Below are 16,431 nucleotides of genomic sequence, written 5' to 3'. Positions count from 1 at the left end.
TTTCTGGTCACCAGCTGGTCAGAAACTGGTGAGTGCGGAGCGGCGGGATGAAAAAAATACGGCGGCAGCGCAGGAAATATTGCTCCACTTTGTGAACTACTCGCCGATGATCTTCACCAGTACCCGCTTCCGCCGGCGGCCGTCGAATTCGCCGTAAAAGATGCGTTCCCAGGTGCCGAAATGCAGTTTGCCCTCGGTCACCGCCACCACCACCTCGCGTCCCATCACCTGGCGTTTGAGGTGGGCATCGGCGTTGTCCTCGTACCCGTTGTGGCGGTACTGGGAAATCGGTTCATGCGGGGCCAGTTTTTCCAGCCACACCTCGTAGTCGTGGTGCAGCCCTGATTCGTCGTCGTTAATGAAGACAGAGGCGGTGATGTGCATGGCGTTACAGAGCAGCAGCCCTTCTTTGATGCCGCTTTCCGCCAGGCATTTTTCCACCTGCGGCGTGATGTTGATAAATGCCCTCCTGCCGGGGACCTCGAACCATAATTCCTTGTGGTAGCTCTTCATAAAAATTTCTCCTGGAAAAGATCTTTTGACTGATGGTGTATCATATCATTCATGGATGATCCCCGCAATCCGGCAGCCGCCCGACAAACTCTTTTGGGTTTGCCCGTTTTTTTGCTATACTTGAAGACAGTATTGTCCACCATGGCAGGTCAATTGTATTTTCCATTTGTTTCGGGAAATGCTCTTTCATTTTTTTCTCGGGAGCATGATGTATGAAAGCCAGACTCGGTCTTTTAATGGCGCTGCTTTTAGGGGTGATCATCTTCACCCTGCAGAATACGGAAACGATGAACATCCGTTTTTTCTTCTGGCAGCTTTCTCTTTCCCGCGCGCTTCTTCTCTTTCTCGTTTTCGGCATCGGCATCCTGATCGGTTACCTGCTGGCAACCTTTCAGATCGGCAGAAGCACCGGCAAGAAACTTGATTTGTCCGGCGTGTCAAATAGCGATCGGAGATAACAATGGATCTATCCCCGCTTTTCAGCCCCGGATCGCTTGCCGTAATCGGCGTTTCAGCAAGTAATGACCGGCATCCGGCCAACGTCATCTTTTCCAAGAACCTGCTCCGATATCCTGTCGCCACCTACGCGGTCAATACGAAAGGAGGGACGCTGGACGGCGAAACGGTTTACCCGTCCGTTTCGGCGATTCCGGCCAAGGTCGATCTTGCCGTTATCGCGGTGCGGGCTGAATATGTCCCCGCCATTCTTGCCGATTGCATCGAGGCCGGGGTGGGCAGCGCCATCATCATCTCCGGCGGCTTTGCCGAGTCAGGACGGCATGATCTGCAACAACAACTGATTGATATGGCAATCAAGGCCGATTTCCCCTTTGTCGGGCCGAACTGCCTGGGGATTTACTGTCCCGGACAGGTTGATACGTTTTTCCTGCCGGTCGAGCGCATGGTGCAGCCGCTTGCCGGCGACGTTGCCGTTGTCAGTCAGAGCGGCGGCGTTCTTGTTGATCTGCTGGTCAAGTTCGCCAAGGAAGGGGTGGGGGTGTCGCGCGCGGTCAGTATCGGCAACAAGGCCTTTCTCCGCGAACTGCAGTTTTTGGAATTTCTTGAAGCGGATCCCCGCACCAGGGTTATTGCCTTTTATGTGGAAGGATTTGCCCGGAATGAAGGCCGCGATTTTGTTACTTATGCGCGCAAGTGCCGGAAGCCGGTCATCGTGCTGAAGGCCGGGAAAACAAGAGAAGGGGGCCAGGCGGTATCAAGCCATACCGCATCCCTGGCCGGCGACTACCGCGTTTTTTCTTCCGTTCTTGCCCAGCATGGCATCATCGAGGCAGCCACTGAGCTTGATCTCGTTTCCTACTGCGAAGCGCTCAGTTGCTATCCTGATCTCGTTACCAAGGGCCGGGTCGGTGTCGTCAGCGGCAGCGGCGGTCACGGAGCAATCGCCGTTGACGCCTGTGTCGGCGCGGGCCTTGCGGTTCCCCCTTTCAATGAAGATGTGCAACGGAAAATGCGACAAGATCTTTCGGAAAATATCCGCATGATCGCCTCCCTTGCCAATCCCATTGATCTGACCGGCAGCGCGGTGGAAAACGACTTTGTCGCGGCAGTGGAAACGATGTGCACCATTGACGAAATTGATTCCATCCTGCTGCTCATGCTGCCCTATCTGCCGGGAATAAGCGCGGATATCGGGGCGCGGCTCAGCAAGGTGTACCGGCGCCACGGCAAGCCGCTTGTCGCCTATGTTCCCCATATAGAAAAGTATCGCATGCTGATCGAAGGATTTGAGCTCAATCGCGTGCCGGTCGCCTCATCCATTGAAAGCGCCGTGCGCATGACCCAGGTCCTCAGGAGATGCCGACTGTGCTGAATAAAGAAATTGTCGCAATTTTAAACAGATCCCTGGAACACGGCTGGGTGATGGAGCCGGAAGCGAAACGGCTTTTCCAACTGGCCGGGCTGCCGGTTCCCCGTTTTGTCTGGGCGCGTGATGTTTCACAGGCCCGGGCAGGTGCCGCCGAGATAGGCTACCCCTTGGTGGCAAAGGTTGTGTCGCCCTCCGTTGTTCACAAGTCGGAGGTGCGGGGCGTTGCGGTGGGAGTTGCCGATGATGAAGAACTTGGCTCCTTTTTTCAGCGGATGAGCCGTCTCCCGGATTTCAGCGGTATCCTGATCGAGGAAATGGTGACAGGCCATGAACTTATTGTCGGGTCCAAGGCGGACTACCAGTTCGGGCTGGTGCTTCTGCTCGGTATCGGCGGCACCGCGGTCGAGGTTTACGGTGATGTGGCCATCAGGATGGCGCCGTTGACCGCCGAAGATGCCCTTTCCATGCTCGATGGACTCAAAGGCGGTAAATTGCTTGCCGGCTACCGGGGGAAACCGGGAATCAATCGGCAAAAGCTGGTGGAATTTCTGCTTGGATTTTCCGAGCTGCTTGGTGAAATATCCTCTTTTGTCGAATCGGTGGATCTGAATCCGCTGCTCTGTTCCGAGCAGGGCTGCGTCATCGCCGATGCCCGCATCATGCTTGACGCCAGATTCCGCCCTGAAAAAGAGAAGGAACCGAACGTCCGCTAAGCGAGAGACAAGGTATGGAATACAAAGATTATTACAAGGCGCTTGGAGTTGAGCGCGATGCCGACCAGGATGCAATTAAACGGGCCTACCGCAAGCTGGCCCGGAAATTCCACCCTGACGTCAACCGGGAGCCGGAGGCAGAGAAACGGTTCAAGGAAATCGGCGAGGCCTACGAGGTGTTGAAAGACCCGGAAAAACGGGCGGCCTACGACAAGATCGGTACTGGTTGGAGGGAAGGCCAGGAGTTCAGGCCACCTCCTGACTGGCAGGGCGGTTTTGACTTCAGCGGCGGCGGATTTACAGAGAGCGGCGCCCATTTCAGCGATTTTTTCGAACAGCTTTTCGGCGGGGCCCCGGGCCGGACGTCATTTTCTTCCCGCCGGGGAACAATCCGCGCCAAGGGCGAGGACCACCATGCCCGGCTCGCCGTTGATCTTGAGGACTCCTTTCATGGCGCGGTCAAAATCATCTCCCTGGATGTCTCTGAAATGGACGAGTCCGGCCGTGTCCTTGTCAAGCCGCGCACCCTGCATGTGAAAATTCCCAAAGGGATCATGGAGGGCCAGTCAATCCGGCTGGCGGAGCAGGGGGGGCAGGGTTTGGGGGGAGGACCGCGCGGGGATCTTTTTATTGAAATCGTTTTTAATCCCCACCCCTTTTTCAAGGTGATAAAGAAGGACGTCTATCTTGAGCTGCCGATTACTCCCTGGGAAGCGGCGCTTGGCGCCACAATCACCGTGCCGACCCTGGGCGGCAAGGTTGACATGAAAATCCCAGCCGGCTCCCAGTCGGGGCGGAAAATGCGGCTCAAGGACAAAGGTCTGCCGGGGAGAACGCCAGGGGATCAGTTTATCGAGTTCAAGGTGGTTGTGCCCAAGGCAACAACCCAGGAGGAAAAAGAGCTGTACCGGAAGATGGCTTCTCTCATGCCGATGAATCCCAGAAGTTCCTTAGGGGTATGAAAATGGGGAAACAAACGACAAAAGACATGACGTGCCTGGCCGTAACCGGCATGGTGCTGGACGATCAGACCCTGCTTTCCTTGTATGACCTGTGCCGAATCTGTGATGTCAGCGATGCGGCCATAATGGAAATGGTCGAGGAAGGCCTGCTTGAGCCGCACGGCCGGGAGCCGATGGAGTGGCGTTTCCGAAGTTATGAGATTCGCCGGGTTCAGGTGGCGATCCGCTTGCAGCAGGATCTGCGGGTCAACCTGCCCGGCGCCGCGGTCATTGTCGACCTCCTGGAGGAGCTTGAGGAGCTGCGGCGGCTGAGATAACACATTTTTTGTCCGGGGAGGAAATTTTTTATGAACAATCATAATGTCTCGCAGGAGTTTCCCAACCTTCCCCCCTCACTGGCAGGACTGGCTGATCTTGCGGAAAATCTCTGGTGGAGCTGGCATCCCGCCGCCCGTGCGCTTTTCAAGATGATCAGCCGGCAGGCCTGGAAGGAAAGCATCCATAATCCGGACAAAATGCTGCGGGAGGTTTCCCGGCAGGCGCTGGCGGATGCGGCCGATAATCCGGATTACAAACGATATTACGATCTGGTCATGTCCCGTTTCCGCAAATACATGACCAAGCAGGGATGCTCCCTTTTTCCCGAGGAATGCGATCCGGCCCGCACCAAGGTTGTCTATTTCAGTGCCGAATACGGCCTGCATCATTCATTGCCGTTTTATGCCGGTGGTCTCGGATTTCTGGCCGGCGATTTCCTCAAGGAATGCAGTGACCTCAATGTGCCGCTGATCGCGATCGGCTTCATGTATCCAGAAGGCTACCTCCATCAGCGCATCAACGATAACGGCATGCAGGAGAGTGTCCGGATCCGGCTTGACCGCAACCAGGCCTCCATCAGCAGGGTGCGTGATGCGCAGGGCAACCAGCTCGTCGTTCAGGTGCCGGTCATAGACCCGCCCATGTATGTCGCTGTTTGGCGAGTTGATGTGGGCCGGGTACCTCTTTATCTGCTTGATACCGATCTTGACATCAATGCGCCCGTTTACCGGGGAATTTCATCCCGGCTGTACACCGGAGACATTGAGAAACGGTTGCAGCAGGAGATTGTCCTGGGCATCGGCGGCATGGAGGTGCTGGAAACACTGCGGGTCGAGCACGCCGTTGTTCATCTGAATGAAGGCCATGCCGCCTTTGCCCTGCTGGAAAGACTGCGGGACAGGATAAAGGGCGGCATGTCGATTGCGCAGGCCTTTGATCATGTCAAAAAAACAACCATTTTCACCACCCATACCCCGGTTGCCGCCGGCCATGATATTTTCCCGACCGCCTTGATGGAAAAGTATTTTCAGTCGTTCTGGCCGTCGCTGGGGCTGGATCGGGATTCCTTTTTGCAGCTTGGCATCCATCCTGAAGAGCCTGATGAGGGGTTCAACATGACGGTGCTGGCCCTGAAGCTTTCCGGGTACCGAAACGGCGTCAGCAGAAAGCATGGCGAAGTGGCGAGTCGCATGTGGCAAGGACTCTGGCCGGAAAAGGAAACCGCCCACCCACCTATCGATTATGTCACCAACGGCATTCATATCCCCACCTGGATAGAGCCGAAATTCGAACTGCTGTTCAACAAGTATCTTGGTTCCGACTGGCTGGAGGATCATGACAATCCCTACCTCTGGGAAATGATAGATGAAATCCCGGATGATGAGTTGTGGAAAACCCATATGTGGCTGAAAATCAAGCTGTTCACCGTCATTCGGGAGAAGGTGAGACAGCGCTGGGCAAATGACCGCATTCATCCCTCCATCCCGATTGCCGGCGGCACCTTTCTTGATCCGTCAGTGCTGACCATCGGCTTTGCCCGACGTTTTGCCACCTACAAACGGGCTGATCTGCTTTTGCATGATGCGGACAGGTTGATTAGGATGCTGAGCGATTCGAATCAGCCGGTGCAGATTATCTTTGCCGGCAAGGCCCATCCGGATGACGAGGCCGGCAAGCTGCTGCTCCAAAAGATTTTCAATGCCTGCCGCAATCCTGATTTTTCAGGCAGGCTCGCCTTTGTCGAGGATTATGGTGAACAGTTCGCCCAGTATCTGGTTCACGGCGTCGATGTCTGGCTGAATAACCCGGTGCCGCCCATGGAGGCCTGCGGCACCAGCGGCATGAAGGCGTGCCTGAACGGCGTTCCCCAGGTCAGCATCCCGGACGGATGGTGGCTGGAGGGGTATAACGGCAAAAACGGCTGGATATTTGACGGCGGCGGGGACGGGGAAGAGCGGAATGCGAGGGATGCCGCGGCTCTGTATCAGCTGCTGGAAGAAAAAATTATCCCCCTCTACTATCAGGTGGAGGAAAACGGCATCCCCAGCGGCTGGGTGAGGATCATGAAAAACGCCGTCAAAAGTGTCGCGGCCCATTTTTCGGCGCGAAGGATGGTGCGGGATTATGCCGAGAAGTTTTACAGCAAGGCGGTGCTGTTTCCCAACGAGTTGTGATGTTGCCGGTTGGTCCTTCCATGATGCCGGGCGGCTGGATGCATGCACAAACCCGGCTTTTGCCTGAAATCAGAGCTTGCTGCCGCAATATTTGCAGTGTTTTGCGTCATGATCATGTCCTTCGGCACTGCATTCCGGGCAGGCCTGGGTTGAAACGGGCTTGTGCTTCCATGCCTGGGACATTTCGACAGAAACGATGCCGGTGGGAACGGCGATAATGCCGTAGCCGATGATCATGATAAGTGATGCCAGCGTTTGTCCCAGGCTGGTTACCGGGGAGATGTCGCCGTAGCCGACGGTCGTCATGGTAACAATGGCCCAGTAGATACTGCGCGGAATACTCGTGAAACCGTTTCCCTCCCCTTCAATAACGTACATCAGAGAACCGAAAATAACCACCATGGTCAGAACGGTGAAAAGAAAAACCGTGATCTTGCGCAGGCTGGCTCGCAGGGCATTGATAAGCAGGTTCGCCTCTTTCAGGTACTGAACAAGTTTCAGGACACGGAACACCCTGTTAAAACGTTTCCTGAGCACTTCGCTGCGCTTCCTGTTGGCACCTGCATCACTATAACCGACTCTGGAGGCGGAACGGATGTGGACCACTTTTTCGCTCAAATCGAGACGGATTTCCAAGTCATCGGACAAATCCGAAAAGGGGCGACGAAAAAGTGGATGCAAGGTAATTATCGCTTTCCGCCCGCAGGGTGCCGCCCATTTCCCGGATTGTGGTTTTGAGAAGGGCCAGGCTGTCAATCGTGACGGCGGAAGGGATCATGATGGGGGCAATGAAATGCCTGGTATCGTCTTTTTGCTCGCTGCAGACGCAATTCGGGGTATCGGGGCATTTGGCGAGACGTCCTTCGGTCAGTCCCGGGGCCTTTCCCGACCTGGACATCACGGCGAGAACAATGAACAGGAGAATGAAGGCGCTGATTGCGGCGGAGACAATGAGAAACGTTGTTTTCATATCCGTCCTTGTTGCCGTTAATCCGTGGTCTGCCTCCGCAGGTCGGTTATCACAAAGGGGCGGGGAGGCGCCATGGCCGACTCGCTGCCGAAGTTTTTTTCAAGTCCGGCCTGGAAAGCGTTCAGCAGTTCCTGGGTTGCGGCAATAAATTCAGCATCATGCCCGGTCCTGTTGACGGCAGCATGCAGGACTATTTTTTCCGGGTGGGGCGGATAGCCCGTGGTCACGGTCCAGGCCAGGGCGTTTGGGCAGTCCGGCACGGAAAAACGCACACCGCCCATAATGGTCTCCCGCCGGAGGTGAAAACGTCCCCAGTGCCGGAAATAAACGACTCTGCCCAATTCCTCAGCCGCATCCACCGCCTCAATTTCCTCGCAGAAAATCGGGAGATTGTCGAAAGACACTTTGTTCCTGATTTCCTCCTGGCTTGTGACAATGTCGGCAAAGGCGAAAAATTCCATGATCTCCTCACCGGCAACCCGGCAAACTTCTGCTGATTCCCGGGTGCCGCATCTGCATGTTTTTTGTCATTGGCCTTCAGGGTGAGAATCGCACGGCTATGAAGAACGAACCTGGCTGAGGAATTTTTCCACTTCGTCATGCAGCATGCGAACTTTGCCGGACAGTATCGACGCGGCCTCCAGAACGTGGTTGGATGCCTCGCCCGTTTCCTCCGTCGCCTCGGCCACAACGGAGATATTCTTTGATACATCCTGGGTGGCGGCAGCCGCCTGTTGGGTGTTCACGGCGATATCCCGGGTGACATTGCCCTGGCCGTCCACTGCCCTGGATATGGTGGCGGCGATTTTGCTCAATTCTTCAATTGTCGCGCTGATGTCCTGAATTGCTTCCACCGCATTATCGGTGGCACCCTGGATGCCGCTGATCTGCTCACTGATTTCCGTGGTGGCGATGGTGGTCTGCCTGGCCAGTTCCTTGACCTCGTTGGCCACAACCGCAAATCCCTTGCCTGCTTCCCCGGCCCGCGCCGCCTCGATGGTGGCATTCAGGGCCAGCAGTTTTGTTTGTCCGGCTACCTCGGTGATAAGCTGCACCACCTCCCCGATTTTTCGGGATGAGTCCACCAGGCCGGCAATCAACTGGTTCGACCTCTCCGCCTTCTCCACCGCCTGCCGGGAAATCTCCGCGGATTGGCAGACCTGCTTATTTATTTCTCCGACAGAGCCGGACAATTCTTCGGTGGATGCCGCGACATTCATGACATTGGCCGATGTCTCGCCGGCCGATGTCGCCGCATCATTGGATTTTTTCCTGGCCTGCTCCGCATTTCCGGACATGACCCTGGCGGTTTCTTCCATGTCATGCACCGCGGCGGAAACATCCGTGATCAAACGGCCGATGCTTGATTCAAAATCCCCGGCCATTTTATGCATCAAGCTGGTTTTTTCCTGCTCGGCAAGTCGTTTGTTTTCTTCCTGTTCCATCTCCAGGCGTTGCCGCTCAACGGCATTTTTCTTGAAAACCTGCACCGCATCCGCCATTTTACCGATCTCGTCGTCTCTTTCCTGGGCGGGTATCGTCACGTTGACGTCACCGTCCGCCAGCCGCTCCATGGCCTGGGTCATCATCACCACAGGTTTGGTGACGGAACGGGCCAGTATGAAAATAAGCCCGCTCACCATCAAGAGAAGCACGGCGCTGCCGATTGTCAGCATCATTTTTTGTTGGGACAAAGAGCGATTGAGCGGGGTGAGGTCGAAAGTCAGGGCAATGACGCCGCCATGTTCTTTCTCCTTCCAGGCCGGATGGCACCGCACGCAGTCTGCGGTGACGATCTGGGGAATAAAAATACACACATCCGATGCGCCGATCTTCCAGAGCGGTTCGGATGAAGCATTCACCTCTTTTTGTAATTGGTGATCAAGGACCTGCCCCTTTTTTGCAGCACCTGAGGATGACAGGTTGACCACCAGGTTCCGGTCGTACAGCGACACATCCATGACGCCTGCAATTTTTTTCTGGTTGAGCAGCAGTTTCTGGAAATTTTCCATTTGCCCCCGTTCCAGTGAATCCTTGACCCCTTGCTGCAGGGATATGGACAGGGTTTCAACCGAATCCATATAGGCGGTGGTCATTTCCGTTTTTACATAACGGGTCAGGAAAAATGTTCCCGCAACCAGTGCTGCAAAAAGCACGGCCACCACGGCAAGAACCAGTTTCATTGTGATCGACAAACTTGTACGCGGTCTCTGGGCCATCTCGTTATCTCCTGATCCTTATCCCTGACGATTGATCCTGTAAAAAGGCATGTCTTTTTTTCTGGCAAACAGGGGAGAGGCGCAGCCGATGCATGGCGCATTGGCGTCTATACACCAGGTTCGTCCCCCGTTCCACCAGCGTGATGAACAGTCGGCCATGGTTTGCGGGCCGAGGCAGCCGAGCTTGAAAAGGCAACCCTTGTCTCCCAGTTTCTGCGCGAAAATTTCCTGTTGGAAATCATGATATCTGGGGCAGGTTTCATGGATGGAACGCGCATAAAAAAGGCTGGGTGATCCGTTTTCCGTCAGTTCGGGAAGTCCTATTTTCACCAGGTGCACGATGGTCTGCCATACCCAGTCCGGATGAACGGAGCAGCCGCGGATGTTCACCACTGTTTTATCGATGTTGCGTTTTGCATAAAACTCCTGCAGGCCGATGGCGCCGGTCAGATTCCCTTCCGCTGCGGGGATACCTCCATCGCAGGCGCAGGAGCCGATGGCCACCGCCGCACTCATGGTGCGGGCCGCTTCTTCAAGATAGGCGGCCAGGGTCTTATGGCCGATCATGCAGGCTATGGGCATTGAATCCGGGATAGATCCTTCCAGGGCGAGAATGTATTCACCCGCCTGGCCGGAAATGAACTTTTCGATCAAATCAATGGATTGCTTGCCGGAGGTGGCGGAAAGGTCGGCATGAAAGGCCAGTTGGGAATAGTCGGTTATCATGGTCAGGGGCGAGGGCGATTCCGACTGCAGCAGGGAAATGGAACAGCCCGTGCAGGATTGGCCCTGCAGATAAAGCAGCTTGGGAATCGCCTCGGGATTGATTTTTTTCAAGGCGGCGGCAACCGGCTCGGGCAGATTGCTTATACTGAAAGCCGTAGTCAAGGCAGCGGCCAGTTTAACAAATTCACGTCGATCAAGCATAATGTTGACTCCTTGGATTGGAACAGGCAGAAGCTGCCATGGGGATTTCCGCCTCGCCCGGATTAATGCACGGCACAGGCAAGACAGGGATCAAAGGAATGAACGATTCGCACCGATTCGATTTGTTCTTCCGGATTTTCGACCCGGGTGCCGATCAGAGCTGATTCCAGTGCCCCGGGATTGCCCTTGTCGTCTCGGGGCGAGCAGTTCCAGGTGGTCGGCACCACGCATTCATATTTTTCAACCTTATGGTCCTTCAGGCGGATATAGTGGAGCAGGGCGCCCCTGGAGGCCTCGGTGGCGCCGTATCCCTCGCCCTCGGCGCTGACGACGATCTCCGCCCCGCCGGGTTTGCCTGGTTCAATTCGTTCGCACTCCTCCAGCAGGAAATCGGCAATGACCGCCCCGCAGATGGCCCGGCTCAGATGCCGGCCCAGCACGGAATTCAATTTATCCGGGGTAATACCGGCGATACCGGCAAAATGGTCAACCAGCTTTTTCACCTGCAGGTTATTGCCCTGATGGTATTCCACCAGCACCCTGGCCGCGGCGCCCACTTCCACCATCCGGCCGTTATAACGGGGCGCCTTTACCCATGAGTAGGCGGAAGCCTTGTCAACATCCGGCACAAGCTCGCCTTCCGGGACGGAAAGTCCGGACGGCGAAGAATATCGTGCGTATTTGACATCCTCGGTAATCCGGCTGAAATCAACGGGAGAGATCGTGCCGCCGGCGAGAATACCGGGAGAAAAAAGTCTTTTGCTGTCAGGTTGCGGACCAAAGGGCAAGAGGCCGAATGACATGAAATCGCCCTTGCTGGCGCCGATGTCCCAGTATTCGGGAAAGGCCCCGGCCACGGTGACCAGATCAGGGATATATTTCCGGTGGATGAAATCCCGCACCTCTTCTATCAGCGCCTGATAGGCGGTAATCATGTCGATTTCCGGGGTCTGGGCGCAGCCGCCCGGAAAAACGGCGGTGGCATGGGGAAATTTTCCGCCGAAAATGGCGGAGGCCCGGTTCGCCTTTTTCTGCAGCTCCATTGCTTCCAGATAGTGCTTCAAGGCACCGATGTTCACTTCCGTATCTTCGATATAGCGGCCTGACAGGCGCGGCAGAAAAGGGGCTGCCGGAAAGGGTTTGCCCGAGGCAAGCTCGGCCTTCACCCATTCCTTGACCTTGACCAGATCGTGATCAGTCCCTTGATATTGCAGCACCGCGGTGATATCGACGAAATCCAGGGCGGAAAGCTGATAAAAATGGAGCAGATAATCATAGAGATGGTTGGCGCCCTGAATGAGGTTGTGCAGGATGCGCCCGTTGGCCGGAGTGTTCAGGCCATAGGCTTTTTCCTGGGCATACGACGAGGCAATGGCATGGGCATACGGACAGACGCCGCAGATGCGTTGGGTGATCTGTTGCGCGTCCAGTGGATCCCGGCCGCGCAGGATAATTTCAAACCCCCTGAACATTTCGCCGATGCATTGGGCGTCTTCGACAACATTGTTGGTGATTGTCGTCCTGACATTAAGATGGCCCTCAAGTCGTGTCACCGGGCCGAGATCGATTTTCATAGAATATTCTCCATTTTTTTTCTCTCTGTAGTCTGAACATGGTAGGAGATTATTTCATGGTAAAATCAGGGAAGTCAATTTTTTTATCTTTTTTTTTAATTCGTTATGATGAATCTTCAGCTTTTGAATGTTGATGGTTTCGTAAAAACTGAAAATCAACCACAGAGACCACGGAGCACGCAGAGGTAACATACTGCAATTTAAAATATTTTCTCTGCGCACTTTGTGCTCTCAGTGGTAAAAAAAGATTTTTTACGGACTCATCAATGTTGAGCTCGTAATCCGACCCGAGTTTTTCTCGCGGGATTTTACCGGCTTTGCCCGGTTTCCTGTCGACATAATGGGACAATTTCAGCATGGGAAAACTGATCAGGGCGGATTTTACTTTGATGCCGGAATTGTGGTTCGACAAAAGTGCCTCAAGTACTTAAAATGCCTAAAGTACTTGAAGTGGCGGTACTTTCTGATCAGATAACACCTTTAATTTTCGGCACGCTAAGTACTTGAAGTATTTCAGGCGCTAAAACCGGTAACAGGCCGGAATCAGAAATAGTGACATAACTTATTGGAATCACGCTACGACATCAGGAGTTCTGAAATTATGAAAATCATGAGGGGTTTACGGGTCTTTTCGACTAACATGTTGAAATAACAGTTTAATGTGGGAGTTTTTTGCTGTGGGGCGGAAAAGCTCCTGCTTTGTGACTACTCAGTGGAAGGTTTTCCTTCCCAGCCGGTAAGATTCTTTTTCAAGTTATGAATAAAGCTGAACAACCTATGGGCTGTTCAGCTTTATTCCGGCGGGAGATGTGAAATTTGCCGGTAACCTATTGTGAAAACGTTATGAAAGATGTCCTGCAAATGATTCGGCGTCATTGTCTGTTTTTGTTGCTTCCCATACCGTCTGCCCTGCTATATGGAGAGTCCGTTTCTTTCCGTCGGCAGACGTGAGTACGGCAGCCCACGCCAATCGTGAAGGCGTTCGATCAAAAGTGAGGAAGGTGTTTTCAACGGTTTCTCCAGGGCGAGCGTTCTTTTGGGCAAGGTGCCGGATGGTTTCCTCGTCAAGCCAAGAATCCGCTGCCGGGCAGCCTTCAATGCTGTCATCTCGTCGTTGAAAGCTGGAGTAGCGCATCAATGTCAGATCGGAGAGGAACTGAAAAAAACCGGCAAGACGGTCGCCGAGTGTAACTGGTACGAACCATGAGTGGAGATCGCCTTTCAACGTCAGGATTTCCATGGGGGTGCCGATAATGGCGGACTTCCGGACCATGGAATTTCCGATCTTCCCGCACCGGAGGAGATCTTGCGCTTGAGCAAGGATCTTTGCGATATGGATCACTTCGTCCATGGCTAGACGTGTTTCAAAACAGCCGAGTAAGCGTACTGATATGTCTGGGTAGCGAAGTTCTCCCACTTGGTAATGACACCACCAGCCTCTGGATGATCGCAATCCGTAGGCGGCCAAGGGTCATACACGAGCAAGCCTTTGAATGGGAGCTGACCGGGCAAGGTGAGCAGGGTTTGCGTGAACCCGGCAACCGTTCGCGAATGACCGGGGACGAAACTGATCAAGGGGCGGTTTGCCCGAATTTCGTCCTGGAATGTCGACCAGCCTGGATTGGTGATCATGGTGACATCAAGGCTGTTGGAAGTCAGTTTCTCGAGGACTGTTACAACCTTGCCTACCTGAGAGTACGGCAGGCCGTTCGGGACGCTACAGGTTCCCAGTCCAAGTTCCTTGGCCAGACGAGGCTGGTCGTACTGGTAACGATAGAAGTTGAGGAGCATTTCCGCGCTTGCGGCAACGCACCAGACACCTGTTTGTTGTCCCCGAAGCTCGTAACATGGCTGGTGATCCTCTGCTCGAGGAGAATAGTGAACCTGCTTTGTCTCGGAAAGCTTTATAGCAATTTTCGGCAGCTCAAAGACGGTTTTCGTTATGATTGAGGTGTCGAGCTTGCGAAAGGCGGGGGTTTCCCATGTCTCCACACGCTTATTGAAATTTTGGGTGTTCTTCCGTTTCACGGTCGCGGGCATTTCATCGATAAAGCTCCACCGCTCGAAGTTGGATGGTTCCATGGGTTTGCGATTCCGAGTGGCCATTGTCGGCACTTTCGCCCAACTTTTCCATTCCAGCAACAGAACTTCTTTTCCGTCCTGGAGGAATTGAAGCCCAATTTTTGGAAAACTGTAGGCAACAAAGCGGATACTGTTGAATTTGAAAGCGCGTTGTGCTTTTCGTGCCGCGGTTGCAGCTTCCTTGATGATTGCGGTCTCATTCCAGCTGGTTCCGGTAGACACTGACAGTAATGGCTCTCCAAGAATCTCATGCGCTCCAATATCGGTGTAGCCGAGGTTCCTGCGTCCACGAATAATGGGAACGCGGTAGAAGAGGAGTGTGCCGTTGATGTCGAAAACAGGTGTTCCTTCTGGCTTAAGACTGGATTTTTCCAACACGGCGGGCATCACACCGGCGTAATGAAGCGCATTAAGTTCCAGTCCTGCTAGTACAATGTAAAATTTAAGTTTTCGTATTTTTGCGTGATATTTGTTATAGTCGTCTTCAAAATACAAGGAGGACGACATGGCACCAAGATACAGAGTGACATTAACAAAAGAGGAACGGGAAGATTTGGAGGCTATTTCAACTAAAGGGAAAAGGGCAGCCCGCACCGTACTGTATGCTCGAGCATTACTTCTGCTTGATGCGGGGGAACATGGACCGAAGTGGGTTGTCACTCAGGTCGCAGAAGCTTTAGGGACAACGACGCGGAGTTTAGAACACTTAAAGAAACGATTTGTTGAAGAAGGTCTTTCTGCCGCCCTTGAACGTAAGGAGCGCGAGACCCCTCCGCGAGAAATTCAATTCGGAGGAGAATTTGAAGCACATCTTTTGGCTTTGGCATGTTCGGATGCTCCAGAAGGTAAAAATCGATGGACAGTACGTCTGTTGGCTGAGAAAATGGTCGAGCTGAAGATGGTAACGAGTGTTTCTCCGATGACGGTATGTAACACTTTAAAAAAAATGAACTTAAGCCTCACCAAAGCAAATACTGGAAGATACCGCCGGATCAAAACGCCAGTTTTGTAGCGGCAATGGAAGATATACTCGAAGTTTATGCGCGTCCGTATAGTCAAGAATTCCCGGTTGTGTGCATGGATGAATCGAGTGTACAGTTAATCGGGGAGGTGCATGAGCCTATTCCGGCAGCCCCTGGCCATCCTGTTCTGATGGATGATGAATATGTTCGCAATGGGGTCGCAAGCATATTACTTGAGGTAGAACCGCTTGGGGGAAAGCGCAAGGTAAAAATTACTGAACAGCGGACACGGATTGATTGGGCCCATTTCATCAAAGAGATGCTTGAAGAGCGTTATGCCGATGCCAAGAAAGTAGTTTTGGTCATGGACAACCTCAATACACACGACACGGCCTCGCTCTATGCGGCTTTCCCACCTGAAGAAGCCAGGGGCTTGGCGGAACGTCTTGAAATACACTACACCCCGAAACACGGGAGTTGGCTGAACATAGCAGAGATTGAACTCAGTGTATTGAAGCGGCAATGCCTTGCAGGCCGGATTGATTGTATCGAGAAGATGCGAGCTGAAGTGGCGGCATGGAACATTGATCGAAATAACCGCCAGACTAAGGTTGATTGGCAGTTTAGAACAGATGATGCGCGAATAAAACTAAAACGGCTTTATCCGAAACTTTAACATATACAATGTACTAGGCGTGTTGCATCTTTGAGAGATAATGGCATTTTTTTGCTCCTTTGCTCGCTGAGGTTCGATCTTATTTTGCCTTACCTGGATTTTAATCATGAGATTGCATGGTTAAAAATTCGACATGATTTCCATGGCGGCAAAAAAAATTCCTGCATCAGAATTCACAATAGCAATTAATCTGCCAGATAGGATTGATGTCGGAAGAAATCGATAAATTGTTTGTTATATCATTATGTTGTTTGGTGGGTTGTTCTTTTTGAGAAAGAAGCTGGATGATGATGAAGGAAAGTGGGTGTGTTCTTGATACATCTTTTTGTAACATTTCATGACACATGAAGAAGCAGATGAAGAAGACAGGCGAATAGCAGGATATTGACTTCAGGTTTTTCAAGTTGTTTTCGCGGGAATATAGCAACCCCGATTTAAATCAAAAAAAATGGGAGGGAATCAATAATTGTATCCGGATGAAGTTACAGGAAACAACAATAACCCGTGGAAATA

At 53.2% G+C, this 16,431-nt stretch carries 18 protein-coding genes; 8 read left to right on the top strand and 10 right to left on the bottom strand.

What is annotated here, in order from left to right; genetic code table 11:
* Positions 1 to 96: 96 nt before the first annotated feature.
* Complete coding sequence (locus BM485_01760; protein ID OKY76818.1) at positions 97 to 513, bottom strand: secondary thiamine-phosphate synthase enzyme; 417 nt, start codon at positions 511 to 513, stop codon at positions 97 to 99.
* Positions 514 to 725: 212 nt separating this feature from the next.
* Here BM485_01760 and BM485_01755 point away from each other — a divergent pair, with 212 nt between their 5' ends.
* Genes BM485_01755 through BM485_01730 form a run of 6 tightly spaced genes read left to right on the top strand, consistent with a single transcriptional unit; the run spans position 726 to position 6,508 of the window.
* Complete coding sequence (locus BM485_01755; GenBank protein ID OKY76817.1) at positions 726 to 971, top strand: hypothetical protein; 246 nt, start codon at positions 726 to 728, stop codon at positions 969 to 971.
* 2 nt (positions 972 to 973) lie between these two features.
* Positions 974 to 2,344, top strand: coding sequence for a CoA-binding protein (locus BM485_01750; protein OKY76816.1), 1,371 nt, complete (start codon positions 974 to 976; stop codon positions 2,342 to 2,344).
* Positions 2,329 to 3,054, top strand: coding sequence for a hypothetical protein (locus tag BM485_01745; protein ID OKY76815.1), 726 nt, complete (start codon positions 2,329 to 2,331; stop codon positions 3,052 to 3,054). The genes BM485_01750 and BM485_01745 overlap by 16 nt, the downstream gene beginning before the upstream one ends.
* A 14-nt stretch (positions 3,055 to 3,068) precedes the next feature.
* On the top strand, positions 3,069 to 4,016 hold the full coding sequence (locus tag BM485_01740; GenBank protein ID OKY76814.1) for a cytochrome C biogenesis protein: 948 nt from the start codon (positions 3,069 to 3,071) through the stop codon (positions 4,014 to 4,016).
* A 26-nt stretch (positions 4,017 to 4,042) separates the two neighbouring features.
* The gene (locus tag BM485_01735; protein OKY76925.1) at positions 4,043 to 4,333 is read left to right on the top strand and encodes a MerR family transcriptional regulator; all 291 of its coding nucleotides are present in this window, start codon (positions 4,043 to 4,045) and stop codon (positions 4,331 to 4,333) included.
* Positions 4,334 to 4,363: 30 nt separating this feature from the next.
* A complete protein-coding gene (locus tag BM485_01730; protein ID OKY76813.1) occupies positions 4,364 to 6,508 on the top strand; it encodes an alpha-glucan phosphorylase in 2,145 nt (714 codons plus the stop codon).
* A gap of 69 nt (positions 6,509 to 6,577) precedes the next feature.
* On the opposite strand, the gene BM485_01725 is transcribed toward BM485_01730, so the two are convergent.
* The 9 genes from BM485_01725 to BM485_01685 all read right to left on the bottom strand — a co-directional run bounded on the left by BM485_01725 (position 6,578) and on the right by BM485_01685 (position 14,787).
* Positions 6,578 to 7,198: a hypothetical protein gene (locus BM485_01725; GenBank protein OKY76924.1), complete on the bottom strand. Its 621-nt coding sequence runs from the start codon at positions 7,196 to 7,198 to the stop codon at positions 6,578 to 6,580.
* The gene (locus tag BM485_01720; GenBank protein OKY76812.1) at positions 7,146 to 7,478 is read right to left on the bottom strand and encodes a hypothetical protein; all 333 of its coding nucleotides are present in this window, start codon (positions 7,476 to 7,478) and stop codon (positions 7,146 to 7,148) included. The genes BM485_01725 and BM485_01720 overlap by 53 nt, the downstream gene beginning before the upstream one ends.
* Before the next feature lie 17 nt (positions 7,479 to 7,495).
* Positions 7,496 to 7,939: a hypothetical protein gene (locus tag BM485_01715; GenBank protein OKY76811.1), complete on the bottom strand. Its 444-nt coding sequence runs from the start codon at positions 7,937 to 7,939 to the stop codon at positions 7,496 to 7,498.
* Between the two features lie 96 nt (positions 7,940 to 8,035).
* Positions 8,036 to 9,697 carry a hypothetical protein gene (locus BM485_01710; GenBank protein ID OKY76810.1) on the bottom strand — a complete coding sequence of 554 codons (1,662 nt, stop codon included), beginning with the start codon at positions 9,695 to 9,697 and terminating at the stop codon, positions 8,036 to 8,038.
* A gap of 18 nt (positions 9,698 to 9,715) precedes the next feature.
* A complete protein-coding gene (locus tag BM485_01705) occupies positions 9,716 to 10,624 on the bottom strand; it encodes a hydrogenase (GenBank protein ID OKY76809.1) in 909 nt (302 codons plus the stop codon).
* A gap of 62 nt (positions 10,625 to 10,686) precedes the next feature.
* On the bottom strand, positions 10,687 to 12,198 hold the full coding sequence (locus tag BM485_01700) for a cytochrome B (GenBank protein OKY76808.1): 1,512 nt from the start codon (positions 12,196 to 12,198) through the stop codon (positions 10,687 to 10,689).
* Between the two features lie 103 nt (positions 12,199 to 12,301).
* Positions 12,302 to 12,610 (bottom strand): hypothetical protein, encoded by a 309-nt coding sequence (locus BM485_01695; protein ID OKY76807.1) that lies wholly within the window; start codon positions 12,608 to 12,610, stop codon positions 12,302 to 12,304.
* Positions 12,611 to 13,039: 429 nt separating this feature from the next.
* Positions 13,040 to 13,549, bottom strand: a complete 510-nt coding sequence (locus BM485_01690; GenBank protein OKY76806.1) for a hypothetical protein — start codon at positions 13,547 to 13,549, stop codon at positions 13,040 to 13,042.
* Positions 13,550 to 13,551: 2 nt separating this feature from the next.
* Entirely contained in the window at positions 13,552 to 14,787 is a 1,236-nt protein-coding gene (locus BM485_01685) for a hypothetical protein (GenBank protein OKY76805.1), read from the bottom strand.
* On the opposite strand from BM485_01685, the gene BM485_01680 reads away from it, so the two are divergent.
* Together BM485_01680 and BM485_01675 are read left to right on the top strand one after the other, a co-directional pair.
* Positions 14,786 to 15,292, top strand: coding sequence for an IS630 family transposase (locus BM485_01680; GenBank protein ID OKY76804.1), 507 nt, complete (start codon positions 14,786 to 14,788; stop codon positions 15,290 to 15,292). The genes BM485_01685 and BM485_01680 overlap by 2 nt on opposite strands.
* Positions 15,293 to 15,297: 5 nt before the next feature.
* On the top strand, positions 15,298 to 15,918 hold the full coding sequence (locus BM485_01675) for an IS630 family transposase (protein ID OKY76803.1): 621 nt from the start codon (positions 15,298 to 15,300) through the stop codon (positions 15,916 to 15,918).
* The last annotated feature ends 513 nt before the right edge of the window (positions 15,919 to 16,431 follow it).

It is taken from the genome of Desulfobulbaceae bacterium DB1, from assembly GCA_001914235.1.
GTDB lineage: Bacteria > Desulfobacterota > Desulfobulbia > Desulfobulbales > SURF-16 > DB1.
Note: the sequence above shows the minus strand (reverse complement) of the source record. Positions and strands in the feature narration are given on the sequence as shown.